The 26,845-nt window shown below is 52.9% G+C and carries 27 protein-coding genes; 12 read left to right on the top strand and 15 right to left on the bottom strand.

Annotated elements, in window-relative coordinates; all coding sequences use genetic code 11:
• Window position 1: 1 nt before the first annotated feature.
• The 7 genes from yhdP to csrD all read right to left on the bottom strand — a co-directional run bounded on the left by yhdP (window position 2) and on the right by csrD (window position 10,843).
• A complete protein-coding gene (gene yhdP / locus HV314_RS02440) occupies window positions 2-3,802 on the bottom strand; it encodes an AsmA2 domain-containing protein YhdP (RefSeq protein ID WP_181547253.1) in 3,801 nt (1,266 codons plus the stop codon).
• Between the two features lie 114 nt (window positions 3,803-3,916).
• Complete coding sequence (gene rng / locus HV314_RS02435; protein ID WP_003828822.1) at window positions 3,917-5,386, bottom strand: ribonuclease G; 1,470 nt, start codon at window positions 5,384-5,386, stop codon at window positions 3,917-3,919.
• On the bottom strand, window positions 5,376-5,969 hold the full coding sequence (locus HV314_RS02430; protein ID WP_181547251.1) for a Maf family protein: 594 nt from the start codon (window positions 5,967-5,969) through the stop codon (window positions 5,376-5,378). The genes rng and HV314_RS02430 overlap by 11 nt, the downstream gene beginning before the upstream one ends.
• Window positions 5,970-5,976: 7 nt before the next feature.
• Entirely contained in the window at window positions 5,977-6,465 is a 489-nt protein-coding gene (gene mreD, locus HV314_RS02425; RefSeq protein WP_003025196.1) for a rod shape-determining protein MreD, read from the bottom strand.
• On the bottom strand, window positions 6,466-7,488 hold the full coding sequence (gene mreC / locus HV314_RS02420; RefSeq protein ID WP_181547249.1) for a rod shape-determining protein MreC: 1,023 nt from the start codon (window positions 7,486-7,488) through the stop codon (window positions 6,466-6,468).
• A gap of 64 nt (window positions 7,489-7,552) precedes the next feature.
• Window positions 7,553-8,596 (bottom strand): rod shape-determining protein MreB, encoded by a 1,044-nt coding sequence (gene mreB / locus HV314_RS02415; RefSeq protein ID WP_000913396.1) that lies wholly within the window; start codon window positions 8,594-8,596, stop codon window positions 7,553-7,555.
• Window positions 8,597-8,902: 306 nt separating this feature from the next.
• Window positions 8,903-10,843, bottom strand: coding sequence for an RNase E specificity factor CsrD (gene csrD, locus HV314_RS02410; protein ID WP_016154717.1), 1,941 nt, complete (start codon window positions 10,841-10,843; stop codon window positions 8,903-8,905).
• A 225-nt stretch (window positions 10,844-11,068) separates the two neighbouring features.
• Here csrD and acuI point away from each other — a divergent pair, with 225 nt between their 5' ends.
• From acuI to fis, 11 genes are all read left to right on the top strand, one after another.
• A complete protein-coding gene (gene acuI, locus HV314_RS02405) occupies window positions 11,069-12,043 on the top strand; it encodes an acrylyl-CoA reductase (NADPH) (protein WP_181547247.1) in 975 nt (324 codons plus the stop codon).
• A gap of 119 nt (window positions 12,044-12,162) precedes the next feature.
• The gene (gene msrP / locus HV314_RS02400; RefSeq protein WP_016157591.1) at window positions 12,163-13,167 is read left to right on the top strand and encodes a protein-methionine-sulfoxide reductase catalytic subunit MsrP; all 1,005 of its coding nucleotides are present in this window, start codon (window positions 12,163-12,165) and stop codon (window positions 13,165-13,167) included.
• Window positions 13,168-13,767, top strand: a complete 600-nt coding sequence (gene msrQ, locus HV314_RS02395) for a protein-methionine-sulfoxide reductase heme-binding subunit MsrQ (RefSeq protein WP_016157592.1) — start codon at window positions 13,168-13,170, stop codon at window positions 13,765-13,767.
• 392 nt (window positions 13,768-14,159) lie between these two features.
• Window positions 14,160-14,630 carry an acetyl-CoA carboxylase biotin carboxyl carrier protein gene (accB, locus tag HV314_RS02390; protein WP_003025210.1) on the top strand — a complete coding sequence of 157 codons (471 nt, stop codon included), beginning with the start codon at window positions 14,160-14,162 and terminating at the stop codon, window positions 14,628-14,630.
• 10 nt (window positions 14,631-14,640) lie between these two features.
• Window positions 14,641-15,990: an acetyl-CoA carboxylase biotin carboxylase subunit gene (accC, locus tag HV314_RS02385; RefSeq protein ID WP_003828838.1), complete on the top strand. Its 1,350-nt coding sequence runs from the start codon at window positions 14,641-14,643 to the stop codon at window positions 15,988-15,990.
• Between the two features lie 107 nt (window positions 15,991-16,097).
• Complete coding sequence (locus HV314_RS02380) at window positions 16,098-16,340, top strand: YhdT family protein (protein WP_016154721.1); 243 nt, start codon at window positions 16,098-16,100, stop codon at window positions 16,338-16,340.
• Window positions 16,330-17,781, top strand: coding sequence for a sodium/pantothenate symporter (gene panF, locus HV314_RS02375; RefSeq protein ID WP_181547245.1), 1,452 nt, complete (start codon window positions 16,330-16,332; stop codon window positions 17,779-17,781). Before HV314_RS02380 ends, panF begins: the two co-directional genes overlap by 11 nt.
• A 12-nt stretch (window positions 17,782-17,793) precedes the next feature.
• Window positions 17,794-18,675 carry a 50S ribosomal protein L11 methyltransferase gene (gene prmA / locus HV314_RS02370; RefSeq protein WP_181547243.1) on the top strand — a complete coding sequence of 294 codons (882 nt, stop codon included), beginning with the start codon at window positions 17,794-17,796 and terminating at the stop codon, window positions 18,673-18,675.
• Between the two features lie 173 nt (window positions 18,676-18,848).
• Entirely contained in the window at window positions 18,849-19,580 is a 732-nt protein-coding gene (locus HV314_RS02365) for a carbonic anhydrase (RefSeq protein WP_239006817.1), read from the top strand.
• Between the two features lie 298 nt (window positions 19,581-19,878).
• A complete protein-coding gene (dusB, locus tag HV314_RS02360; RefSeq protein WP_003025224.1) occupies window positions 19,879-20,844 on the top strand; it encodes a tRNA dihydrouridine synthase DusB in 966 nt (321 codons plus the stop codon).
• A gap of 25 nt (window positions 20,845-20,869) precedes the next feature.
• The gene (gene fis / locus HV314_RS02355) at window positions 20,870-21,166 is read left to right on the top strand and encodes a DNA-binding transcriptional regulator Fis (RefSeq protein WP_000462905.1); all 297 of its coding nucleotides are present in this window, start codon (window positions 20,870-20,872) and stop codon (window positions 21,164-21,166) included.
• 77 nt (window positions 21,167-21,243) lie between these two features.
• Here the strand turns inward: fis and HV314_RS02350 are convergent, their stop codons facing one another.
• From HV314_RS02350 to HV314_RS02320, 7 genes are all read right to left on the bottom strand, one after another.
• Window positions 21,244-23,532 (bottom strand): phage tail tape measure protein, encoded by a 2,289-nt coding sequence (locus HV314_RS02350; RefSeq protein ID WP_181547239.1) that lies wholly within the window; start codon window positions 23,530-23,532, stop codon window positions 21,244-21,246.
• Between the two features lie 21 nt (window positions 23,533-23,553).
• Window positions 23,554-23,760, bottom strand: a complete 207-nt coding sequence (locus HV314_RS02345) for a hypothetical protein (protein WP_021530709.1) — start codon at window positions 23,758-23,760, stop codon at window positions 23,554-23,556.
• A 9-nt stretch (window positions 23,761-23,769) separates the two neighbouring features.
• The gene (locus HV314_RS02340; protein ID WP_021530710.1) at window positions 23,770-23,979 is read right to left on the bottom strand and encodes a hypothetical protein; all 210 of its coding nucleotides are present in this window, start codon (window positions 23,977-23,979) and stop codon (window positions 23,770-23,772) included.
• Window positions 23,980-23,981: 2 nt separating this feature from the next.
• Complete coding sequence (locus HV314_RS02335) at window positions 23,982-24,299, bottom strand: hypothetical protein (protein ID WP_021530711.1); 318 nt, start codon at window positions 24,297-24,299, stop codon at window positions 23,982-23,984.
• A 215-nt stretch (window positions 24,300-24,514) separates the two neighbouring features.
• The gene (locus HV314_RS02330; protein ID WP_021530712.1) at window positions 24,515-24,676 is read right to left on the bottom strand and encodes a hypothetical protein; all 162 of its coding nucleotides are present in this window, start codon (window positions 24,674-24,676) and stop codon (window positions 24,515-24,517) included.
• A gap of 3 nt (window positions 24,677-24,679) precedes the next feature.
• The gene (locus HV314_RS02325; RefSeq protein WP_021530713.1) at window positions 24,680-24,994 is read right to left on the bottom strand and encodes a hypothetical protein; all 315 of its coding nucleotides are present in this window, start codon (window positions 24,992-24,994) and stop codon (window positions 24,680-24,682) included.
• Window positions 24,995-24,996: 2 nt separating this feature from the next.
• The gene (locus HV314_RS02320) at window positions 24,997-25,881 is read right to left on the bottom strand and encodes a hypothetical protein (RefSeq protein WP_000217410.1); all 885 of its coding nucleotides are present in this window, start codon (window positions 25,879-25,881) and stop codon (window positions 24,997-24,999) included.
• A 401-nt stretch (window positions 25,882-26,282) separates the two neighbouring features.
• On the opposite strand from HV314_RS02320, the gene HV314_RS02315 reads away from it, so the two are divergent.
• The gene (locus tag HV314_RS02315; protein WP_000052065.1) at window positions 26,283-26,612 is read left to right on the top strand and encodes a hypothetical protein; all 330 of its coding nucleotides are present in this window, start codon (window positions 26,283-26,285) and stop codon (window positions 26,610-26,612) included.
• 2 nt (window positions 26,613-26,614) lie between these two features.
• Here HV314_RS02315 and HV314_RS02310 read toward each other — a convergent pair whose 3' ends face one another.
• On the bottom strand, window positions 26,615-26,839 hold the full coding sequence (locus HV314_RS02310) for a hypothetical protein (RefSeq protein ID WP_000122089.1): 225 nt from the start codon (window positions 26,837-26,839) through the stop codon (window positions 26,615-26,617).
• Window positions 26,840-26,845 lie beyond the last annotated feature (6 nt).

The raw sequence follows: 26,845 nt of genomic DNA, 5'->3' as shown, positions 1-26,845 counted from the left end.
ATCATTGCTGGCTTTCTTTGCGCGGCTGACGCAGAACTTCGTTAATTTGCGGCTTATCGACCGGACCGGTGATGCGATAGCGCAGAATCGAGACTTTGCTCCACAGCGGCCCCAGCACCTTACTGGCGGCAAACACCGCCGCACCAACAATCGGGTTGACGGCAAACGCGGCGGCAACCCCTACGGTGGCAGAAATTTCTGGTGCGACGATGGCTTCCATGTCCAGATCCCGGCGTACCAGGTTCACTGAACCTTTCATCGCAATGTCGGCTTCCAGACCGTCCACCAGCGTGTCGTCGGTATGCATCACGCCATCTTTGATCCACGCCGTGCTGCGAATCGAGTCGAAATAGAAGCCTTCGCTGAAGGTGTCGCTAAAATCAAAGCGCAGTTTACGCAGTAACGCATCGAAGCTTAGCAGACGTAACAGTTGCCCCGCATGTCCGGTACTGAGTTCGGTAAGTTCGCCTTTGCCCAGCCGGGTACGCAAAATACCATTCAGCGAGGCTACATCAGGATCCCACGGCGGATTACGCCAATGCAGATCATACTCCACGTTGAATGAAGAATTGCGAATCGGCGTTGATACGCCAAAGAAACCGGCTGCGGAGTCAATTTTATTGCCGCTCAGTTTACCCTTCAGCGACGTTCGCTCCTTGCCCGGCGCATTCACCCACACGCCGTCGGTGGTCAGTCTGGCAAAACCCGTATCCAACAGACCGTTACTCAAGGTCAGCGTGTCGCCTTTAATCGCTACATCGGCGTCAATGCGCCCGTATTTCTGTCCCCACATCCAGCACTCGGCACAGCGCAGCTGAAGGTCCGGCCAGCCACGGAAGCTGACGTTGTCGATGGCTGAGAACGGCGAGGCTGGCGTACTATTTTGTGACGGTTTTGCCGCGCTTGGGTTGTAATAAAGATACTTAATATTGGCCAGCCACGGCGCATTATTGCGCATAGCCAGCGTGGCGTTAATTTCACGGCCCTGCGCCTGCACGGTGGAGCCATTGCTCGCAGGCTCAGAAACGATACTCAAATTATTCCACTGTTGACCGCCCAGGGATAACGATGGCGTACGCACCGTGATGCGCTGCGGGAAGTTAGCGTTGCTGCCCACGTTATCCACAGCGCCTTTCTGGAATAACGCCAGCCATTGCGCGCCATCCATAGGGGGAAGATTAAGCTCTATGCCTTGTTGATCGGGTAACGCTGGCACGGTGCGGCTTTCCGACGCCCAGATTGCGCGGTCAAGCGTCAGTTTCTGATTCAGCAGCCAGCGGCTATTAAAATGATTTTTACTGCCAGCGTTGCCGGTCAGATCAAAGCTGCGCAGATTGCCGTTGGCCTTAACGTTCACCGGCAACGCCTCACCGGCCGTCTTATTCAGCGGAGAAGGTAAGTGACTACTTACATTCTTGAGGTCGCCCTTTAACTCAACGTTGTAGGTCGGCCCGGCATGATACGGAAGATCGATTCCTACCTTGCCATTCCACGCTATGCTACCATTCAACGCGTCGTTGACCTGCGTCGGTAAAATCCCCATGCGGCTTGGCTGCCAGTCACCTTGCAGATTCACGGCTACCTGATAGGCTTTCGCCCCTTCGGTCGTGGAAAAGTCGACGTTCAGCGGCTGATTAAACCAGTTCGCGGTCATCGGCTCACTCTTCAGATCGCCGTTGATAAAGCTGAATTTACCATTCAAATTCTTCAGCGTGCTGTCGAGCGGTTTAATAAACAGGCTGTTATTACGCAGGTTGACGTCACCTTTGGCGGTAACCAGCGAGCCGTCTAGCGGAATATCAAGATGCAAGCGAGCATTCACATCGCCGTCAATCTGCAACTGCTCAAGCGTAGCGCCGAGTGAATCCTTCAATGGCGTCTCATCAAAATAAGGTCCGACCGCCTTGCCCGGCCCGTTGATGTCGGCATCAATCAGCAGTTTTTCTTTGGCATAGTCGGGGATGTTAGCCGTCAGATTACTGGCCTTCACACCGCCCAGATTAACGCTATCGGTCTTCATCCACAGGCCGTCGTTAATGAAGTTCAGTTCAATATTAAGGTCAGTCAGCGCGGGCCAGTCGGGCTGGAAAGCAAACTTCGCATTGCGAAGCGGCACCAGTACCTGGAACTGCCCTTCATTGTGTAGATACGGGAACAGATGCGGGTCGCCGCCATACACCAACGTGGCGTTATCCGCTTCGCCGCCCTGAATAGCGCCGCTGAGGTAATCAACCAGCTCTTTGCCCATCAGGTTTTCCGGGAAGTAACGCCAGGCCTGAGAGCCATCGTCGGTGCTGATACCTGCCAGAATGCCCAACCATGGCTCATCATTGGCGGGCTGCAGATAGCGAAAACCACCGCGTGCGTGTACCGCTTTCGCTTTAACATCAATGTTGCGCCCATCTAACTGGAAACCTTTATCATTCTTCAGCCAGCTTAGCGTCGCTACGCCATCCTCTATTTCCAGCGGTGCGCGAAAGACGGTTTCATACGGCATTTTAGCTTGCTTCATGGAAGCAGTGAGCGCCCCGTTTTCAACGCTGCCCGCGAGCGTACCGGAGAAATGTTCTGCCCCTGGCAGCAGCTTCCACTGTTTCCAGGCCAGATTGGTCCACGAGGACTGGAAGCGAGTTTTTTCTGTTGCCTGTAACGGGATATCCAGCGCCAGCACATCTATTTTGCCGCTCGGCTGCGTGGCCCGCCAGATATCACCCAGCGCAGGCGATAACTTGGCCGCCATCGGACGCAGCCCTTCTAACCCGGCCAGCTCCAGATTGCTGGCGCGGATGCGTAGCTCGTCGCTGCGTTTGTTATTCTCGCCGCCGACTTCCTGTTCAGGGATCCAGGCCAGCGTTAACGCCCCGCTTGGCCAGGGTTTATCATCCATCGTGATACGGGTATCGGGAATGGAGAATTGCCAGCCCGACTGCTCGCGGCTGATGTGCGCCGTCAGGTTATCGACGGAGAGCGTGTGCGTACGACTCTCTCCCAGCCAACTTGCCCCACCTTTTTTCAGCCAGACATCGCCGCCGGAAACGACACCTTTTCTGATCGTCATCCATGCTTCCAGGCTAAAACGCGCGGTTTGCAACGCGACATTATCCTGCATCCATTTACCCAGCCACGGCTTGACGTCGATATCGTCGGCCTGCAGCCAGACCCGACCGTTATTCAACAGCCCGTTGTCATCACGCAGATCCATTCGAACCTGCATAACACCGTGCTGCCCGGTCAAACTGGAGAGACTGACCTGGCCTTCAGCGCGATGTCGGTTTTTACCGTTAAGCCAGGTAAGCTGCGGGATCGCCAGTTCTGCACGCTGGCCTGAGAGGGTTAAAAAGCTAATCTGGCTGTCGCGTAGATCGAAATGATCAAACTGACGCAGGAAGAGATCGCTCAGGTGGCCGGCTTCAATTCCATCACCGCTTTCGCTGCGCTGGATGGGGGTGTTGGTACGCAGCTGCAACTGCCAGAAGGTGAGATCGCGAAACTGCCAGCGCATGTGCAGCAAGCTTTGCCAGACATCCAGCGCTAATGTAACGCGCTTTACCGAAAATTCACCGCCATCTTTAAGCTGCGCATGGATATCACGCGCTTCAAGAGTAGGGCCGAAATTTTGCCAGCTAGCGGAAAGTTGGCTGGCGGAGACGGGCAGACCGGTAGCGGATTCAATCTTGTCAAGGATGGCCGGACGCCAGCTATCAAGATGAGGCAGCGCAAGGCGCAGCCCACTGACCAGCAGCGCTGCGATGACAACGAATGCGGCTCCAGTGAGCAGTAATATCCCCGGCAATCGCCTCACGCGCCTCTCCTTGTCTACCAAAAAATGTGACTCACAAAACCGTCTTGCCGGATGGCGGCGTGAACGCCTTCTCCGGCCTGCAAGGTATCGCCATTGGGCGTTTACCAGGCCAGATTACATCATGACAACGTCGAACTGCTCCTGGTTATACAGCGGTTCGACTTGTACTTTAACCTGTTTGCCGACAAAGATTTCCACTTCCGCCAACGCATGTGACTCTTCACCCTTCAGGGTTTCAGCCACTGCCGGAGATGCATAAACCAGGAAACGATCGGAGTCATATGCATGGTGTACCCGCACGATTTCGCGCATGATTTCATAGCATACAGTTTCCACGGTTTTCACCGTACCGCGCCCATGACAGGTCGGACACTCGTTGCACAGCACATGTTCCACGCTTTCACGCGTGCGTTTGCGCGTCATCTCCACCAGGCCCAGCTGTGAAAAACCGTTGATGCTGGTTTTTACGCGATCCTTGCTCAGCGCCTGTTCCAGAGAGTGCAGTACCCGTCGACGGTGATCTTCATTATTCATGTCGATAAAATCGATAATGATAATGCCGCCGAGGTTACGCAGACGCAGCTGACGAGCAATGGCCTGCGTTGCTTCAATATTAGTATTAAAGATAGTGTCGTCGAGATTACGATGCCCAACAAACGCTCCGGTATTGATATCGACGGTGGTCATTGCTTCAGTTTGATCGATGATCAGATAGCCGCCGGATTTCAGTTCAACCTTGCGTTCCAGCGCGCGCTGGATTTCATTCTCAACGTCAAAGAGATCAAAAATGGGCTGGCGCCCGCTGTAATGTTCCAGCTTGCTGGTCATCTCGGGGATATATTCCGCTGTGAACTCCAGCAACGCTTCATAGGTCAGACGAGAGTCAACGCGGATCCGGTCAAGCTGGGCATCCGCAAAATCACGCAACACGCGCTGCGCCAGCGCCAGTTCGCCGTACATCTGGTAGCGCGTTTGCGGGCGCTTTTTACGCTCCATAACTTTAGTCCAGACGCGCTTCAGGTAGGCAGCATCCGAGGCCAGATCCTCCTCGCAGACGCCTTCCGCCGCTGTGCGAATGATGAATCCGCCCTGTTCATCGCAGTAATCCGCCACCACTTTTTTCAGGCGTTCGCGTTCGGTTTCGCTTTCGATACGTTGGGAAACGCCAACGTGCGAAGCACCCGGCATAAAGACGAGGTAACGGGAAGGAAGCGTGATGTCCGTCGTCAGGCGTGCGCCCTTAGTACCCAACGGATCTTTTACCACCTGCACCATCAGATCCTGGCCCTGGCGCACCAGTTCAGAAATGTCGCGCACGGTGAACTGTTTTTGTTCTTCACCCGCCACGCATTCGGTGTGCGGCATGATGTCTGAAGCGTGAAGAAATGCGGCTTTATCCAGTCCAATATCTACAAAAGCCGCCTGCATACCCGGAAGTACACGACTTACACGACCTTTGTAGATATTGCCTACGATTCCGCGTCGCGCCTCACGTTCAATATGAATTTCCTGCAGAATACCACCATCAATGTAAGCAACCCGAGTTTCCGATGGCGTTACGTTTACCAACAATTCAGCCGTCATGTTTATCCCTTTTCTCACGCAGTGCGTTAAAATTGGTCAGCAACTCATACGTTTCTACCAGCGGTAAGCCGACTACGGCGTGATAGCTGCCATTGATCTTCCTGACAAAACAGCCACCCAACCCTTGAATACCGTATGCACCTGCTTTATCCATTGGTTCACCGCTGGCAACATAGCCCGCGATGTCCTTATCGGTTAGTGCTCTGAACGTCACTTCCGTCACCACCAGACAGTCCAGACTGTGCCGGCGGTCGGCCAATGCCACGGCGGTCATGACCTGATGCGTTTTGCCCGACAGTTTGCGCAGCATTACTGCGGCATGGGCGGCGTCGTGTGGTTTTTCCAGCACTTCGCCATTAAGGATAACAATGGTATCCGCACCCAATACCGGCAAATCGCGCTGCGCCAGCGCCACGCCAGCCTGCGCTTTTTCGCGTGCCAGACGCGAAACATACTGCTGCGCGCTCTCCTGCGGGTGTCGCTGTTCTTCAATCCCAGGCACCAGCCGTTCAAAGGTAACACCAAGCTGAGCGAGCAGCTCCTGACGACGTGGAGAACCTGAAGCAAGATACAGAGTATTCATATCAACCTTATTGCACCGCAAACTGCTGACGGACTTTACGCATCAGTAAGAATAGCCATGGCCAAAGCACACCATTCACTACACTACTCCAGAACACTTCGGGTCTGAAAGAGACATTGATCACTAAAAACTCGGCCCAGAAAACAATAATATCCACGACCAGTGATAACAACATGACCACCAGCGCCTGTTGCCAGAGCGCGAGGTTACGGAATAGCTGGAATTTCAGCGCGACCAGATAAGCAATGATACTCATCGACAATGCGCGCACGCCAAGCGTGGAGCCGCTGATGAGATCCAGTATGGCACCCACCACAAACCCCGTGCCCACATTTACGCGATGCGGCAGCGCCAGGATCCAGTACAACAAGATGAGCAGTACCCAGTTTGGCCGGAAAACCAGAATATCGTCCGGCCAGGGCATGACTTGCAGCAACAGTGCAATAAGGAACGAGAGCCAAATCACCCAACGTCCCTGGCTACGATAGCTTGCCACTTACTGTCCTCCCGGCTTACGCGGAACAGGTTGTGGCGGCGTGGTACCCGCAGGCGCTGGAGTCACGCCTGTTGCGGGAGCTGGCACTGGCGCAGGCGGCCCCATGGCATCTGGTGCAGGCAGAACTTGCGGCATCATTTGCATCAGACGTTCATTGGCAACGCGGTGCACTTCTTCTGGCGTCATCGGATTTGCGCCGTTACGATCGGCACCCCACAACAGCAGCAGATAACGCAGACGCTGCAGACCTGCGGTCGGGCGTGCCTGAATCACGGTATAAGCACGCTGAGTGTCCAGCTTAACGGAAGAAACAACACCAACCGGATAGCCTTCAGGGAAACGTCCCCCCAGACCCGAGGTAACCAGCACATCGCCAACGCGAATGTCGGTGTTGGCCGGCAGGTGATCGAGCTGAAGATCGTCGGTGCAGCCGTTACCGGCAGCGATCACGCGGATATCGTTACGCAGTACCTGAATGGGCAGAGCATGCGTCGCATCGCAAATTAGTAGCACGCGGCTGGTCAGTTTAGCCACCGCTACGACCTGACCCACAACGCCTTTGTCGCTAATAACCGGCTGACCTTCGTAGACCCCGTTAACGCTCCCTTTGTCGATCACCACCTGATCGCTGTAAGGGTCATTAACCGTCGAGATGACCTGCGTCACCATCTTTTGTTCGTCCTGACGCAGCGGCGATCCCAGCAGCTCACGCAAACGCGCGTTCTCCTGTTTATATTGCCCCAGCATCAGCAGCTCGCTGTTTTTCAGCAGCAGTTCCTGACGCAACGCCCGATTTTCAAGTTCGAGTTGGTCACGCGAAGCCAGCGTTTGCGAAACGCCGTCGAGTAATTCACGAGGACCATTTGAGATAAAGTAGAAAGGACTGACGGCGGTATCCATGTACGTTCGGATTTGACTAAACGTACCCAGGCGGCTGTCGGCAATAATAACGCCGAGCGCCACCAGCACCGCCAGAATAAGGCGAATCTGTAGCGACGGGCCACGGCTAAAAATTGGCTTCATAGTCTATGCGTATTCTCGTATCAGAGCGGAAGGGCAACCCGCGGGCTACCCTACCTGCATCCGATTACTCTTCGCTGAACAGGTCGCCGCCGTGCATATCGATCATTTCCAGCGCCTTGCCGCCACCGCGCGCCACGCAGGTCAGCGGATCTTCAGCAACAACAACTGGAATACCGGTTTCTTCCATTAACAGACGGTCAAGGTTACGCAGCAGAGCACCGCCACCGGTCAGTACCATGCCGCGTTCGGAGATGTCAGACGCCAGTTCTGGCGGACACTGTTCCAGTGCAACCATCACCGCGCTCACGATACCGGTCAGCGGTTCCTGCAGGGCTTCCAGAATCTCGTTGGAGTTCAGGGTAAAGCCGCGTGGAACACCTTCTGCCAGGTTACGGCCGCGAACTTCGATCTCGCGCACTTCGTCGCCCGGATAAGCGGAACCGATTTCGTGTTTAATACGTTCTGCGGTGGCTTCACCGATCAGAGAACCGTAGTTACGACGAACATAATTAATGATGGCTTCGTCGAAGCGGTCACCGCCAATACGTACAGAAGAGGAATAAACCACGCCGTTCAGGGAGATAACGGCAACTTCAGTTGTACCACCACCGATATCCACAACCATAGAACCGGTTGCTTCAGAAACTGGCAGACCCGCCCCGATCGCAGCCGCCATCGGCTCTTCGATCAGGAATACTTCACGGGCGCCTGCGCCCTGAGCGGATTCACGGATCGCGCGGCGTTCAACCTGAGTTGCTCCAACCGGTACACATACCAGTACGCGCGGGCTTGGGCGCATGAAGCTATTGCTGTGCACTTGTTTGATAAAGTGCTGGAGCATTTTTTCAGTCACGAAGAAGTCAGCGATAACGCCGTCTTTCATTGGGCGAATGGCAGCGATATTGCCCGGTGTACGACCCAGCATCTGCTTCGCGTCATGGCCCACTGCGGCTACGCTTTTTGGCGAGCCGGCACGATCCTGACGAATGGCCACAACAGAAGGCTCATTCAATACGATGCCTTGTCCTTTTACATAAATAAGGGTATTCGCGGTACCCAGGTCAATGGACAGGTCATTGGAAAACATGCCACGAAATTTTTTCAACATACTAAGGGATAATCCTGAAAGCTGGGGCGGAAAACAAAATCCGCTTACTTTACCAACCACACGCAGCAGCGACAAGGCGCAAAAATCATCTGCTACGGTGAAAATTAGTGCAGTTCGTTTCCTTTGTTACAAAATCGGCCTGAGTCCATCAGGGCTGAATAAATCAGCAGCACTCCTCGCTTTTGTTTGCAACCTGTCAAAGGTCATTCACCTGCATGTTTGCTGTTACAACCTGGCGAGCAGACAAGCACACCCCCAGAAGGCACAGCGCGCGTTATTCTACGTGAAAACGAATTAAACGGCAGGTTAAACCGAGTATCTTTGCGAATATTTTTTCACGTTAGTGTCAAGTGGCTGTGATGCGGCAAAAAAATCCCCTTGCCCACCCGCAACTCCGCGTTCCGTCAGCGTATGCCACTCGCTACGCGAACGAACGCCCGTGGCGTAAACCTGCGTTGGTGTTCCAGAACAAGCCTCCACCAGGCTTTGCACCAGGAGCTGGTTTTCGGTTCGCTTATCAATATTCCTCACCAGGCTTGGATGCAGCTTCAATAACTCAACGTTAAGCTCTTTGATCCAACTGGTGCTCACCAGCGTTAAACCCGCCTGCGTAACGGCAATTCGCACACCCAGCGCATTCATCAATCTGATGACGGGCTGTAACCGGCTGATATGTTGACAGACATCTGCCTCAGCAAGTTCAATAATTATGCGTTTGCGTAATGATTTTTCGCACTGCATCAGCGTATCACGTAGCCAGCGCTGAAAACGTGGGCGAATTAGCGATTCAACCGTTGTCTGCATCGCCAGGTTTTCCTGCGGCCAATAGCCCAACAGTAAGATCAGACGGCTGATTTGCAGGCGGTCATATTCTTCTGCCAGGCCAAACTGCAGGACCATCGGCATATATTCCGCCGAAATAACCTCTTCGCTGCCATCAAAAATACGGCACATCAGCTCCCGGTGGTGCACCCGTCCTTCACGGGTTACCGCAGGCTTTTGATAAATTCTTGGTCCACCCCGGCTGAGCATCTGTTCGATCAGCGTTCGCCAGCGTACGTTACCCCGACCTTTTTCCGGTAGTGAGTCATCATAGACCGACCAACTGTTCCCACCCTGCAATACCGAGTTCCGCGTGGCGGCTTCGGCGTGATCCATCACTTGTTCCGTCGACTGACCGCTGCGGCAAACACAAATGCCAATATGAACCATATCGGCACGGTCGATCATTTTATTAGCCGGAAGCGCATCTACCGCTTTTAATAATTGCCCGGCAATACTTTCCGCCTCTTTCAGCGTGCGGTGTGGCAACAGGATGGCAAAATCGCTACGGTGGTAGCGCGCCAGCAACGCGCCCGGATAGCGCGTCATAAAAGTCGACAACAAATTGATTAGCGTTGAAATTTGTTCTTCCGCAAGGGTAATTCCCCAGCTATCGCGCAGCAGCGTAAAGTCCGGCAGGCGTACCATCATCACGACGCCATGCGATCCCACTTTTTCCTGATCTTCCAGCAGCGTTGCCAGTTGGTTATCAAAGAACAGGCGGTTGCTTAACCCGGTTTTTGTATCCTGCGCCACATAGGAACGAATCAGCGTATCCAGTCGGCTACGTTGCTCGCGGGCACTTTGAATTTCGGTCAGCAGCATATCGAGCGCGCTACTGGTACGCGCAGGCCATTCATAAACAGTCCCCCGCACGTTCGGTCCACGTTCGCCGTTAAGAATGCGCGTTGAACGAATCTCCAGCAACTCTTGACCTGAAAGCTGACGCTGAAGCCAGCGCACAGACAAAAAGAGCATCAGTATAATGAAAGCAATCGCCAACGTGAGTGGCGCGGTAGTCATCAGCGAATGGAAATAGTTGCCCATTGGATCCTGATAAACCAGACGCAGCGACATGCCCGGGTGTTTGACCAACGGGACGGTGACATCACGATACAGATTGTTCGTCCCCGCCGGGCGGTAGCTACTGGTTCGGGAGTGGTCATACACCACGTGTTCGCCCTGTAGCAGTTCGACGCGCACGATATCAACCGAAACCATCAGTTCATCGATTTGCGGGGTTAGCGCAACGACATCGCGGGAGACAAGGTGCGTATCAATCGCTGTCGCCACCGCCTGAACACGGGTGGTGAACTTATATTGAATCGCGTTATAGAAACTCAGCGAGCAACCGATCAGAGTTACGAAGATCGTTAACCCTGTAAGCAGCGTCACAAAAGCTGAAAATTTCGTCGTTAATCGCATCCTTGTGTTAACTCCGACAGTTATGAAACAGGCATGAAAGTGATAAAGCGGCGCGAAAATGCAAAACTGAACGCAAAATCCGTCCATTTATACAAACAGTGTGGGCATACTACCAAATTAGGTATATCTGGCAATTTATTGCGCGGAATCGGCATCATGTTTTGATTAGCGAGTATAGTCTTCATTAATAATTTTCCAATCCACTATACGAATTGAGGACAGGTTATGCAGGCTTTGATCTTAGAACAGCAGGACGGAAAAACCCTCGCATCCGTTCAACCCCTCGACGAAAATCAGCTACCGGAAGGCGATGTGACGGTGGATGTCCACTGGTCAAGCCTGAACTATAAAGACGCCCTGGCTATCACCGGCAAGGGTAAAATCATTCGCAATTTTCCGATGATTCCTGGTATCGATTTCGCCGGTACCGTGCGCGCAAGCGAAGATCCCCGTTTTCATGCAGGTCAGGAAGTTTTACTGACCGGCTGGGGCGTGGGTGAAAATCATTGGGGTGGACTGGCCGAACGCGCACGCGTGAAAGGCGACTGGCTGGTTGCGCTGCCACAAGGGCTGGACGGACGTAAAGCCATGGTCATCGGTACCGCTGGCTTTACCGCCATGCTGTGCGTCATGGCGCTTGAAGATGCAGGTATTCGCCCGCAAGACGGTGAGATTGTCGTCACCGGCGCCAGCGGCGGCGTGGGCAGCACGGCCGTGGCATTACTGCATAAGCTGGGTTATCAGGTTGCGGCGGTTTCGGGTCGCGAAAGCACTCACGACTACCTGAAGAGCCTGGGCGCTAACCGTATCCTTAGCCGCGATGAATTTGCTGAATCTCGCCCGTTGGAAAAACAGCTGTGGGCTGGTGCGGTTGATACCGTTGGCGACAAAGTTCTGGCAAAAGTCCTGGCACAGATGAACTACGGTGCCTGCGTTGCCGCCTGCGGTCTGGCTGGCGGTTTCGCTCTGCCGACGACGGTGATGCCATTTATTCTGCGTAACGTTCGTTTGCAAGGGGTGGACTCGGTGATGACCCCGCCGGCACGCCGGGCAGAAGCCTGGGCGCGTCTGGTTAAGGATCTACCGGACTCTTTCTATGCTCAGGCCGCCACGGAGATTACGCTGGCAGATGCGCCGAAGTTTGCCGATGCCATCATCAATAACCAGGTGCAAGGTCGTACGCTGGTGAAGGTGAAGTAACAAGCTCTGGCGCAGAAATTTACACTTAATTAACGAAATTTCGCGGCATATCTACAGACTCCCTGCCATATTAACTACGCGTCCCCTGTCAGTTATGACGCGTAAGCCGGGAGTCTGTTATGAAGAAATTACGTCCATTTACAGAAGCCGACGTCACTGACGAGTCGGCTTTTTTTATGCAACGCCGCCAGGTACTGAAAGCATTAGGAATCAGCGCCGCCGCGTTGTCTTTCCCCCTCTCTGCGCAGGCTGACCTTCTTAGCTGGTTTAAGGGGAATGACCGCCCGCCCGCGCCCGCGGGTAAGCCGCTTGATTTCAGTAAACCCGCCGCCTGGCAAAATTCGCTTCCTTTAACGCCAGCGGATAAAGTTTCTGGCTACAACAACTTCTATGAGTTCGGTCTCGATAAAGCGGATCCGGCAGCCAATGCTGGCAGTCTGAAAACCGATCCGTGGACGTTAAAAATCAGTGGTGAGGTGGCAAAACCACTCACCCTCGATCACGATGCGCTGACCGCCCGTTTCCCACTGGAAGAACGGATTTACCGGATGCGCTGTGTGGAAGCCTGGTCAATGGTCGTGCCGTGGATTGGTTTTCCGTTACATAAACTGCTGGCGCAGGTTGAACCCACCAGCAACGCAAAATATGTCGCCTTCGAAACGATCTACGCACCGGATGAGATGCCCGGACAAAAAGATCGCTTTATTGGCGGCGGGCTGAAGTATCCCTATGTTGAAGGACTGCGTCTGGATGAAGCAATGCATCCACTCACCCTGCTTACCGTGGGGGTTTATGGAAAAGCGCTTCCTCCACAAAATGGCGCGCCCATTCGCTTAATTGTGCCGTGGAAATACGGATTTAAAGGCATTAAGTCGATCGTGAGTATTAAACTAACCCGCGAACGCCCCCCGACAACCTGGAATCTGGCCGCCCCCAATGAATATGGATTTTATGCCAACGTGAATCCGCATGTCGATCACCCGCGCTGGTCCCAGGCCACTGAGCGTTTTATTGGCGCAGGCGGTATTCTGGACGTTCAGCGCCAACCCACGCTGCTGTTTAATGGTTACGCCGACGAGGTCGCTTCGCTGTACCGTGGTCTTAATCTGCAGGAGAATTTTTAAGTGCGCCTGACTGCAAAGCACATTACTGGACTGAAAGTTTGCCTGCATCTTGCCGGCTTTTTACCGTTTGTCTGGCTATTTTGGGCGGTGAATCACGGTGGTCTGAGCGCAGACCCGGTCAAAGATATCCAGCACTTTACCGGTAGGACAGCTCTGAAATTCTTGCTGGCGACCTTACTGGTCTCTCCCCTCGCGCGCTACGCTAAACAGCCATTATTGATACGCACACGGCGCCTGTTAGGGCTATGGTGTTTCGCCTGGGCAACGTTGCATTTAACCAGCTACGCACTCCTCGAACTGGGCATTCATAATCTGGCGCTGTTAGGACGGGAATTAATCACGCGACCTTATTTGATGTTGGGCATTGCCAGTTGGGGCATATTATTCGCCCTCACGTTAACCTCCACCCAGTCGGCTCAGCGAAAACTGGGCAAAAATTGGCAGTATTTGCACAACTTCGTCTATCTTGTGGCGATCCTGGCACCCATACATTATCTGTGGTCGGTAAAAATTATCTCCCCTCAACCGATTATTTATGCAGCACTCGCTGTGGTGTTGTTAGCCTGCCGTTACAAGAAGTTTCGCCAGTGGTGGCGGTAGTTTCACGTTATGTGCAGTGCGTTACAAAATGTGGACGATCCGATTTTCTTTACATGTTAACGGTTGATTATCTTCCCTGATAAGACCAGTATTTAGCTGCCAATTGCTACGAAATAGTTATAATGTGCGACTTTGCTATCCCCGGTAGCGTTTTTAGAGCGCTGAAAGGGTGACATTCGCATGTTGAAGGTATATTTTGTCTTTTACCCGAAAATGGCAGAAGATAGCCGCACAATGACTAACAAGTCTGGCAATCTCACTTAATGGCAACCGCACCCAGTGCAATGCCTGAGATGCGTGGCATCTTGTCACTCACTGTTATAAAAATGCTATACAGACGGCGGTAAAACGCTTGTCACAATCTCACTAAACAAAGAGTACGGAACCCACTCATGGATATTCGTAAGATTAAAAAACTGATCGAGCTGGTTGAAGAATCAGGCATCTCCGAACTGGAAATTTCTGAAGGCGAAGAGTCTGTACGCATCAGCCGTGCGGCGCCAGCTGCAAGTTTTCCAATGATGCAACAGGCTTATGCTGCACCAGTGATGCAGCAGCCAGCTTTGTCTAACGCTGTCGCACAAACTGCCTCTCCAAGTATGGAAGCTCCGGCAGCAGCGGAAATCAGTGGTCACATCGTACGCTCCCCAATGGTTGGTACGTTCTACCGCACCCCGAGCCCAGATGCGAAAGCGTTCATCGAAATCGGCCAGAAAGTGAATGCGGGCGATACCCTGTGCATCGTTGAAGCCATGAAAATGATGAACCAGATCGAAGCCGACAAATCCGGCGTAGTGAAAGCGATTCTGGTAGAAAGCGGTCAACCGGTAGAATTTGACGAGCCGCTGGTCGTCATCGAATAACGAGGCGAACATGTTGGATAAAATTGTTATCGCCAACCGCGGTGAGATCGCCCTGCGTATTCTGCGTGCCTGTAAAGAGCTGGGCATCAAGACTGTCGCTGTGCATTCAAGCGCGGATCGCGATTTAAAACACGTATTGCTGGCGGATGAGACGGTCTGTATTGGCCCGGCTCCGTCCGTAAAAAGCTATCTGAACATCCCGGCTATCATTAGCGCTGCTGAAATCACCGGCGCAGTGGCAATTCACCCGGGCTATGGCTTCCTCTCTGAGAATGCCAACTTTGCTGAACAGGTAGAACGTTCCGGCTTTATCTTCATCGGCCCGAAAGCCGACACCATCCGCCTGATGGGCGACAAAGTGTCCGCAATTACCGCGATGAAGAAAGCTGGCGTACCGACAGTCCCAGGCTCTGACGGCCCGCTGGGCGACGATATGGACGCTAACCGCGCTCATGCGAAGCGCATCGGTTATCCCGTTATTATCAAAGCCTCCGGCGGCGGCGGCGGTCGCGGTATGCGCGTCGTGCGCAGCGATGCCGAACTGGCACAATCCATCTCCATGACCAAAGCGGAAGCGAAAGCGGCTTTCAACAACGACATGGTTTACATGGAGAAGTACCTGGAAAACCCACGTCACATCGAAATTCAGGTGCTGGCAGACGGTCAGGGTAACGCGATTTATCTGGCAGAACGTGACTGCTCCATGCAACGTCGTCACCAGAAAGTCGTCGAAGAAGCACCAGCACCGGGCATTACTCCGGAACTGCGTCGCTACATCGGCGAGCGTTGCGCCAAAGCGTGCGTTGATATCGGCTATCGCGGGGCAGGTACTTTCGAGTTCCTGTTCGAAAACGGCGAGTTCTACTTCATTGAAATGAACACCCGTATTCAGGTTGAACACCCGGTAACCGAAATGATCACCGGCGTTGACCTGATCAAAGAGCAGCTGCGCATCGCTGCGGGACAACCTCTGTCCATCAAGCAGGATGAAGTTGTGGTTAAAGGCCATGCGGTAGAATGCCGTATCAACGCCGAAGACCCGAACACCTTCCTGCCAAGCCCGGGTAAAATCACGCGTTTCCACGCGCCGGGTGGCTTTGGTGTGCGCTGGGAGTCTCATATTTACGCAGGCTACACCGTACCTCCGTACTATGACTCAATGATCGGTAAGCTGATCTGCTATGGCGAAAACCGCGACGTAGCGATCGCCCGTATGAAAAACGCATTGCAGGAACTGATCATCGACGGTATTAAAACCAACGTTGATCTGCAGATCCGCATCATGAATGACGAGCATTTCCAGCACGGTGGAACCAATATCCACTATCTGGAGAAAAAACTCGGACTTCAGGAAAAGTAAGCGTGCGTTAACTGAAAAGGCCGGAAATTCCGGCCTTTTGTTTTTCTCCCCTCCCGCACGTGCCATAAGGTACAATCCCCGCTTTCTTTATCCACAAGGGACAAAAAATGGACGCTCGTTTTGTTCAGGCCCATAAAGAGGCGCGCTGGGCGCTGTGGCTGACCCTTTTATATCTTGCCACATGGTTAGTGGCCGCTTACTTACCAGATTCCACGCTCGGTTTTACCGGCTTACCACACTGGTTCGAAATGGCCTGCCTGCTAACGCCGCTGGTTTTCATCGTGCTGTGCTGGGCGATGGTGAAGTTTATCTATCGCGACATTCCGTTGGAGGATGACGATGCAGCTTGAAGTTATTTTGCCGCTGGTCGCCTATCTGTTGGTGGTCTTCGGTCTTTCCGTTTACGCCATGCGTAAGAGATCGACCGGCACTTTCCTGAATGAATATTTCCTCGGCAGCCGCTCGATGGGCGGGGTCGTATTAGCCATGACGCTAACGGCAACCTACATTAGCGCCAGTTCGTTTATTGGCGGTCCTGGCGCCGCTTACAAATACGGGCTGGGATGGGTGCTGCTGGCGATGATCCAGTTGCCCGCCGTTTGGCTTTCTTTGGGGATTCTGGGTAAGAAATTCGCGATTCTGGCGCGCCGTTATAATGCCGTTACCCTCAACGATATGCTGTTTGCCCGCTACCAGAGTCGCCTGCTTGTGTGGCTGGCAAGCCTTAGCCTGCTGGTCGCGTTTGTCGGAGCAATGACCGTACAGTTTATTGGCGGCGCACGTTTGCTTGAAACCGCTGCGGGTATACCTTACGAAACCGGTCTGCTTATTTTTGGCGTCAGTATCGCATTGTATACGGCGTTCGGCGGTTTTCGCGCCAGCGTACTGAACGACACCATGCAGGGTATGGTGATGCTGATTGGTACTATTGTTCTGCTGGTCGGCGTCGTTCATGCTGCCGGTGGCCTCAGCAATGCGGTGGTAACCCTGCAAACTATCGACCCTAAACTGGTCTCGCCGCAAGGCGCGGATGACATTCTGTCACCCACGTTCATGACCTCATTCTGGGTACTGGTGTGCTTTGGCGTAATTGGGCTGCCGCATACAGCAGTACGCTGCATCTCTTATAAAGACAGCAAAGCTGTACACCGCGGCATTATCATCGGCACCATCGTAGTGGCGATCCTGATGTTTGGTATGCATCTGGCGGGTGCGTTGGGGCGTGCGGTGATCCCTGATCTGACAGTGCCGGATCTGGTTATCCCTACGCTAATGGTCAAAGTGTTGCCGCCGGTAGCTGCTGGGATCTTCCTCGCGGCCCCCATGGCCGCGATCATGTCGACGATCAATGCCCAATTGCTGCAAAGTTCCGCTACGATCATTAAGGATCTGTACCTGAACCTGCGTCCGGAACAGCTGAAAAACGAAACCCGGCTGAAGCGCATGTCGGCAGTAATTACCCTGTTGCTCGGCGCGTTACTGCTACTGGCCGCCTGGAAGCCACCAGAGATGATTATCTGGCTTAACCTGCTGGCGTTTGGCGGGCTGGAAGCTGTCTTCCTGTGGCCGCTGGTACTGGGCCTGTACTGGGAACGGGCAAACGCCGCGGGCGCTTTGAGCGCGATGATTATCGGCGGCGTTCTTTATGCCGTACTCGCTACATTTAACATTCAGTACCTGGGTTTCCACCCGATTGTGCCCTCGTTACTGATAAGCTTGCTGGCTTTCCTGATCGGCAACTGTTTCGGTTCTGCCGTCCCGCAAGCCGCCATATTGACTACTGATAAATAAAAGAGTTTTGCCATGCCATGGATCCAACTGAAACTGAACACGACCGGTGCCAACGCTGAAGAGTTGAGCGATGCGCTGATGGAAGCGGGCTCCGTTTCCATTACTTTCCAGGACACGCATGATACGCCGGTATTTGAGCCTCTGCCGGGCGAGACTCGCCTGTGGGGAGATACCGACGTTATCGGCTTGTTCGATGCAGAAACCGACATGAAAGAAGTGGTTGCCATCCTGGAGCAGCATCCGCTGCTGGGTGCAGACTTCGCGCATAAAATCGAACAGCTCGAAGACAAAGACTGGGAACGCGAATGGATGGATAACTTCCACCCGATGCGCTTTGGTGAACGTTTGTGGATTTGCCCAAGCTGGCGCGATGTCCCGGATGAGAATGCCGTCAACGTGATGCTGGACCCGGGTCTGGCGTTTGGTACCGGCACTCACCCCACCACCTCCCTATGCCTGCAATGGCTGGACGGTCTCGATCTTAACGGCAAAACGGTTATCGACTTCGGCTGCGGCTCCGGCATTCTTGCCATTGCGGCACTGAAGCTGGGTGCGGCAAAAGCCATCGGCGTAGACATCGATCCGCAAGCAATTCAGGCCAGCCGTGATAACGCCCAGCGTAATGGCGTTTCTGAGCGTCTGGAGCTCTATCTGCCGAAAGACCAGCCAGAGGCGATGAAAGCCGACGTGGTGGTCGCAAACATCCTCGCAGGCCCATTACGTGAACTGGCACCGTTAATCAGCGTACTGCCCGTTGAGGGCGGTTTACTGGGGCTTTCTGGCATTCTTGCCAGCCAGGCGGAAAGCGTCTGTGAGGCCTATGCCGAACTCTTTACGCTCGATCCGGTTGTCGAGAAAGAAGAGTGGTGCCGCATTACCGGTCAGAAAAAATAATCCCTTCCGGCGTGGTTGCCTGACCACGCCATTTTCAGACAATTGACCAGCATACTGAGACGTTCTCCAGCGATATAATAATTTATTGATTTTGTTAATATTTATATTGATTTTCGTTGAGTAAACGTATGCGCTTCAACCTATTTATCACAACTTTACTGACAGCATACCTGATGCCACTGACCGCGCTGGCCGCGCCATGGGGTTATAGCGGAGAATCTGGTCCCGCACAGTGGGGAGAAATCAGCAAAGAGTATGCAACGTGCCAGACCGGAATAAATCAATCACCCATTGATATCCAGACCGCCAAAACTCGTAAACTTGGACTTCCTTCACTCAACATGCAATATGTTGATGGTCCGACAAGATTTCAGAGCATTAACCATACTCTGCAGGCAACAATGAGTAGCTATACCTCAAACTCCATTGAAGTTGATGGAAAGATTTATTATCTAAAACAATTAGATTTTCACGCCCCGAGCGAACATACCTTCAACGGTAAAACCTATCCGCTGGAGTTGCAGTTAGTCCACAAAAACCAACACGGAGACGTCACTATCGTGGCGGTCATGTTTGACGTCGGCGAACCTAACCAGGCGATTCAAAATCTGTGGGAGTCATTTCCCACCATGGAGGACAACAGTATGCCCATCTTCTCGCCAGTCGATATCAACCAACTTTTATCCGACAATAAAACCTACTGGCGCTATAGCGGTTCGCTAACTACACCTCCCTGTACTGAAGGCGTCAGCTGGACTGTCCTGAAAACGCCGGTTGCCCTTTCCGCCGAACAACTGGATAAATTTCACTACATTGTTGGGCCTGCGAACAATCGTCCACCGCAGCCAGTAAATGAACGCAAGATCATCGACAGCCATTCAGGAGATATCGAGATCCTGTACTAAAATGAGGTAGAGATCACACAATGGCGAGACAATTTGCTGATTAATTCAGCAGAATATCTTGCCAGCACCTTCTGCCGCTGAAGAAAAAATGAGAAGTTACGCAAAATTATATGTGTATATAAAATCGACACATCTTTATAATGCAATGATTTATATGATTAAATATTTTCATGCGTTCATATTTACGGCAATTCATTGATCCACCTCAGTGGATTGGTCAAAGTTTGGCCTTTCATCTCGTGCGAAAAATGCGTAATATACGCCGCCTTGCAGTCACAGTATGGTCATTTCTTAACTCATGCGCATCGGACAATACCAGCTCAGAAATCGCCTGATCGCAGCACCTATGGCTGGCATCACTGACAGACCATTCAGGACGCTGTGCTATGAGATGGGAGCAGGATTGACGGTATCCGAGATGATGTCTTCTAACCCGCAGGTTTGGGAAAGTGACAAGTCTCGTTTACGGATGGTGCACGTTGATGAGCCAGGAATTCGCACGGTGCAAATTGCCGGTAGCGACCCTGTTGAGATGGCCGATGCCGCACGTATTAACGTGGAAAGCGGCGCCCAGATTATTGATATCAATATGGGGTGTCCGGCTAAAAAAGTGAATCGCAAGCTCGCAGGTTCAGCCCTCTTGCAGTACCCGGATCTAGTGAAATCAATACTAACCGAGGTCGTCAATGCAGTGGACGTTCCTGTCACACTCAAGATTCGCACCGGCTGGGCTCCGGAACACCGTAACTGCGTAGAGATTGCCCAACTGGCTGAAGACTGTGGCATTCAGGCTCTGACCATTCATGGACGCACCCGCGCCTGTTTGTTCAATGGAGATGCTGAGTACGACAGTATTCGGGCAGTTAAGCAGAAAGTTTCCATTCCGATTATCGCGAATGGCGACATTACTGACCCGCATAAAGCCAGAGCTGTACTCGACTATACGGGGGCGGATGCCCTGATGATAGGACGTGCAGCTCAGGGAAGACCCTGGATCTTTCGGGAAATCCAGCATTATCTGGACACTGGGGAGCTGCTGCCCCCGCTGCCTCTGGCAGAGGTGAAGCGCTTGCTTTGTGCGCACGTTCGGGAACTGCACGACTTTTATGGTCAGGCAAAAGGGTACCGAATTGCGCGTAAACACGTATCCTGGTATCTCCAGGAACACGCTCCGGATGACCAGTTTCGGCGCACATTCAACGCCATTGAAGATTCCAGCGAACAGCTGGCGGCGTTGGAGGCATACTTCGAAAATTTTGCGTAAACAGAAATAAAGAGCTGACAGAACTATGTTCGAACAACGCGTAAATTCTGACGTACTGACCGTTTCTACCGTTAACTCTCAGGATCAGGTAACTCAAAAGCCCCTGCGTGACTCGGTTAAACAGGCACTGAAGAACTATTTTGCTCAATTGAATGGTCAGGATGTTAACGATCTCTATGAGCTGGTACTGGCTGAAGTAGAACAGCCCCTGTTGGACATGGTGATGCAATACACCCGCGGTAACCAGACCCGTGCTGCCCTGATGATGGGCATCAACCGTGGTACGCTGCGTAAAAAACTGAAAAAATACGGCATGAACTAAAGTCAAGCTGTAACGGCATGAAATTAAAGGGGCTATTTCAGCCCCTTTACTTTTTGTTGCAACCGTACTGACAACCCTTATGGTGTTTGCGCGCCATCTATCATCATGCTTCGCTGCCTTACTGCTTGTTGCTGTCGTAGTTGCTGTATCACCTTCCGGGCTAATGCATCTTCATTCATACCAGGTTCTGCCTTCACGCTGATGTGGTACTGGTCGTTGCTATGCACCGTAGTGCCACCAGAGCGGTTGGCCAGTGCAGGTGACGGCAGGGCAGCACCAGAGGCAGTGGTTGCTGCTGGCTGCTGTACATCGTCGCGGAATGGTGCGGTAAAGAAATCTTTGGTTTTCTGCCACGCACCACCAGCAACATCAGACACGGCGTTTTTAAACTCCAGTGCCTTGTTGGTCAGGTTGCCGATGTTGTCAGACACCCACAGAATCTTATCAATCAGGAACGTGATCGGTGCGGTCACAATCTCGATGCCAGCCGCCAGGGTCTTACCGAACGTCATCCCCATTTTACCGGCCTTATCCAGTTCCTCGCCACTGTACTTGACCGGCTCGGTCAATGACGTGAACCAGTTGAAAACCGTCTTAACCGCAGCACCCACACCATCAATGACAGGTTTCAGCGGCCCCATGCGTTCATAAAGGCGGCTCAGAGCGTCGCTAAGCGGTTCCAGCCCGGATTTGATGCCTTCACCCACTCCGCCAAAGAAAGCCTTCACACCAGCCCAATGGCGGTAAATCTGATAACCTGCCAGCGCCAGGCCAGCTACGGCAGCACCCACGCCAGTGGATATGAACGCCGCACCAACGGCACGAATTCCGGTAGCCACCGCAGGCAGGCCACGAGTGCTGGCCAGAACGGCAGATGCGTTCATGCGGGCAAACAGGCTGGACATCTGCAACACGCCACCTTTCAGGAACGTGAAGCCGAACTGCGCCGCCAGGGTGGCCACTCGCAGGGAAGTTAGCGCCATCGCTGTGCCCACAACGGCTTTGGTCAGGCCGGGGTGTTCCGCTGCGAATTTCGCCACAACAGTTGTGATGCGGCCAATGCCTTTGGCTGCGTCATTGACGGTCGGCAGCAGGACGGTGCCGATATTGTCAGCCACGTCAGCTGTGCGGTTACGAAGGATAACCATCTGCGCGTTGGTGGTGTTGACGGTGTTCTGGAATTCCTTCTGCACACTGCCTTTGGACATTTCGCCATTAGCCTGGTGCAACGCCTCGCCAAACTTGTCCATGTTGGCCGCCAGTTTGGAGATAGAACCAACGTGTTCCTGCCCGAAGATGGACACTAGGATGCCGGATTTCTTGTAATCTGGCAGCTTGTTCACCGTCTTCATGAAGTTTTCGATGGTCTTGACGCTATCCAGTTGCATGGATTTCGCCACTTCCTGCGCGGAATAACCCAATTCCTTGAACGCTTCGCGCGCAGATTTCGTGGATTTGCTGCCCAGCGTCATCTTGGAAACAAGCGCCTTCACTGACGTTGCGGCAGTGTCTGCGCTTTCACCCATAGAAATCAGCGTGGTGCCGATTGCTGCCATATCGTTGGCAGTGAGTTTGGCGAGGGAGGCGGAACCACCAACACGCTGTAGGAAGTCGATAAGCTCACCGCCTTTAACGGTGTTTTGGTCGTCCAGGTAATTAATAGCATCACCAAGGCGCACAAGCTCAGCTTGAGTAAGTCGATAAACATTCTGGATTTTGCCCATATTGTCTGCGACTTCTTCCGGGTTCAGTTCCAAGGCGCTGGCCAGTTTGGCCACGTTCCGGGTGAACCCCAGGATTTGGTCGCCAGCTACGCCCATGCGCAGCCCTGCTGTGGCCATGTCAAACAGGTCGTTTGTGGCCAGTGGAATTTCGTGCCCAAGGTCAGCAACGGCCTTGCGCATTTCCCAAAACTTCGCCGTCAGGTTGCCCGCTGCATCGCGTGCGCCGTCCAGTTGTTTGGCAATGCCAATGGCGTGCTGTTCACGATCGGCAGCAATCTTGATGGGTGCGGCAACGGCAGCGCCAGCCATAACGGTATCGATAATCTGCCCGCGTAGCTGTGCCTGCTTCGCCAGGTTTTCCGCACTGGCGCGTTGCACTCTGTTTAAACGCTCTTGCGCAGCGCGAAGGCGTTCCACTTGGCCAACAATGGCCTGGTAACGCTCCTTCATGCGCCCGACCATTGTTCCATCCTGCCCGTAACGCTTCATAGCGTCGTTAAGCTGGCGCTGTTCGCGCGACATGTGCTTAATCGCTGCGCCAATCTTTATGGTGGATTTCTCCACCGTACCAAACGCACCACGGAGGCTGCCGGAAACGGCTCCGCCAATGGTTATTGTGGCATTCAGCTTCTTATTGGCCATAATAATTTTGCTCTCAAAGAATTAATTAAGTAAATTTTCTGCCAGGGTGTGTTCACCAGCAGCCCGCAAGGCGGCAGCAGCCAGTTGCAGGGCGCATTCGGTGCGGTAGTCTCGCTGTTCCTGCATTTCCTCCGCTGTGTTGCACGCCAGAACTTTTGGCAGAACCGCATCCACCAGTTCAGGCCAGGGGTTCATTCCTTCCGATTTTGTATGGATACGGTCCAGCATGGTTGCCCCTTATGCAGTTTTACTTTCAATTGGTTTGTCACTGGCTGTGATATCACGCATTCCAAACGTGATACCTTTCCAGGATTTCATCGCGTTACTAAGGTTTTTTAGTGCTACCTTCTGCGCGTCGGTCAGTTGGCTTGCGTTGTTGTTCGTCATCTTGTCAGCGACGCCGATGATGTTCAGAACAGCATCATAAATATTGTTGTCAGTAGCCATTCTTATGCACTCCGCACAAGGATAGCCCCGCGCTTCACCGCCTGGCGCTTGGCGCGCTCACCCACGCTGAGGCGGCTGGATGGCTTCCATTTCTTGCGCTCCAGGGTGGATGCGTTGCTTTCCGCTTCGTCACGCATGATGCGGCCCGCTTCATCGGTCATGTGTTCGAATGCGTTTAAACGGTTGCGAAGGCTTGCCAGCAGGTCGGCTGCTTCGTAGCTGATAGGGTTCTTCTCAGAAATGATTTGAAAGCGTTTGGTTTCGCTAAGGATTAAGCGCGCTTCTTCTTTCATGGATTCGTACAGGTCGTGATTTTTCATAGTCTTGCCCGCTAAAAATGATTGTTGATGTAAGAATGATTGCTCCGCTTTCAGGTATCCGGTACGGCGCAACCAGCGTGAGGGTTATTGTGGTTTTTCACCTCCAGGATGACCACCAACCTGGTCCAGCACTCACCGTCTGAGGAACGATGAATGATTAATTTGGGCCGATTATTTGGGGCACAGGGAACCGGAGAAACCTGTATTCTTGGCCGTTATTTGCCGTTCAGCCCGATACTCAAAAACTTTTCAATCACCTGGCTGCGTGAAGGGCGGATGCCCGTTCTGCGTTCCAGTTTGTTTTGCTCTTTTTCAACCAGGCGCACCAAGTCAGGGGCTATGCGTACTGTTACGTGCTGGCGTGTTTCTCTTTTCATGGCTTAAAACCTTGTCATCCAACGCTCACGCTGTGCTTCCGAGCGGCTGTCACGGTGATGGCTGCGTACCAGTGAGGCCAGGTAATTCACAGCACGTTCAATCTGGTATTGCGTCAGTTCCGGGTAAGCTCTGCGAATCCACTTTTCTGCGGCTTCGTCGCTGTAGAGGAACCCGGACCAACCAACCGGCTGCACTACGATGCGCGGGTTGTTTTCGTCACCGTGGCGGGTATACATCACCACGCCTTCAATGGCTGCCAGGATTTCACCCGGCAGGGCAGCACGCTCCGCTGCCACTTTATTTCTGCCCCACCACATAATTAAGCCTGCCAGAATACGGTTGAGTCAGGCACCAGTGCGGATGCGTTCACCCACACAACGATTTCAACGGCACCATTCAGCACGCGGCGGGCGGTGACGCGGATTTCATCATCTAGGGCAACGGCTGCATTGCCGAAAGCGCCAATGATTGTGCTGGAAGTCTGGCCGCTGATTTCAGCGCGCACGCCATAGGCGCGCAAAATGCCGTCTTGCAGTTCCAGGCCGGTGCATTCGCCGCCAACGATGGCCTTCACTTCGTCAAAGCGCAGGTTTTTGGCTGCAATCTTCTGTGCCACTGCTGTGAATGACGGGCTGGTAAGGGTTTCCGCTACGCTTTCCAGGTGGTTCAGCAGTACGAAGTCAGCAAGGTCAGCTATGCCGCGCTCAATGGCGGTGTTGACCACTACCAGCGTGGTATCGTCTGCGAAGTCGTGTTTCAGTTGCTTGCGGCTCAGGGTGTAGCCAACGCCGTAAGCTGGTGCGTTGTTGTGGTTGAACGCTGATACCAGGTAAGGCAGGCCGCTCATGGTGATTTCTTCGCCGTCAGACACTTTGGCGAACGCACCAGGGCGAACGACAACGAAGCGGTCAGCAACTTCACGGCCAACAGTAGCGCCGGTGTTGCCAGTCGGAGGCGTGGTCATAGGGCCAGGGATGCGGATGATTTTAGCGCCTGCCTGTGCCACCAGTGAACGTTCAGCCAGAACAGCGTTGAAGGTGGTCTGCTTGCCGCCTTTCGGGGTCAGCACGTCATTCATGGACAGGTAGCGAACTGCTGCAGGTTCCACAGGGATGAATTGAGTAATGTCACCGTTGCCATCAGTGCGAATGTGGCCGCCCTGGTGGTTCAACGCGTCGTTGATAAGTTGAGATAAAACTGTCATTTGTGTCGCTCCGGTTTTGTCTTGAATATGGAGCGATTGTTACTTATGGCTGTGGTCGTTTCTTCTTGGGGTTTGTCATCACATTGTGGCTATGGTGTTCGGTTTGTTTATATAAAATAACCATCTGTTTTTAATGCATTAAATTTTCTAAAACAGTTGTTTTTTGTGTTCGCTTTACTTCCAGTTTTGATGCGGTTTGTTGTACATAGTTGATAACACTCGAGTAAGTTATTGATTTGTCAAAGGATAATTATAAAGCCTGTTTTGAATGGGCACGCACAACGCGAATTACGCGGGACCAATGCCCCCGCAGGCTGTACCCCCCTCGGAAGTACCTTGACTTTTTTGGCAGCAGATGGCGATGACACCTAATGTCACCATGACGGCGTTATGTTGGAAAGGTGTCATTAGGTGTCATAGCGGGAAACACGCTGATTATTAAAGAAAAATACAAACAAGATACTGTAATGAATGACACCTGTGACACCATGACACCCATTTCTATAAAGTATAACGACCACTGTTACATTATTACAGTGGTCGTTATTTTCTTTAAAAATGCTGTCATAGGTGTCATAGGTGTCATTAGTAATGTCGCAACCCTTGCGGGTTATGGCTTGAGAACAATGACACCTACCATGACACCTTATAAATTAATGACACCTAGGCGTCACTTTGAAAATAAAAAAAGCCCCGGCATTCGCCAGGGTAATGGGCAACAACTGTTGTGATGTTATGATCGGATGAACGGCAAGATTTCAGCGGAATCCACTACCCTTATGCGGTAGCTGCATAGCAGGTTTTCACCCAACTTGGCCAGTTCCTGCTGCACTTCTGGCAGCCTATTGCGAGCATGGTCTACCGCTTCCTGTTCAGTGGCGAAACCCTCCATAATTTCGGTTTCGGTGTAGGTGCCGTGTTCCGGGTCAAAAGCAATGATATATGCGCGATAACTCATAGTATT

Origin of the sequence: Citrobacter sp. RHBSTW-00887, from assembly GCF_013728095.1 — a bacterium.
In the GTDB taxonomy this organism is placed as follows: domain Bacteria; phylum Pseudomonadota; class Gammaproteobacteria; order Enterobacterales; family Enterobacteriaceae; genus Citrobacter; species Citrobacter braakii.
This window is presented reverse-complemented; position numbering and strand designations above follow the sequence as displayed.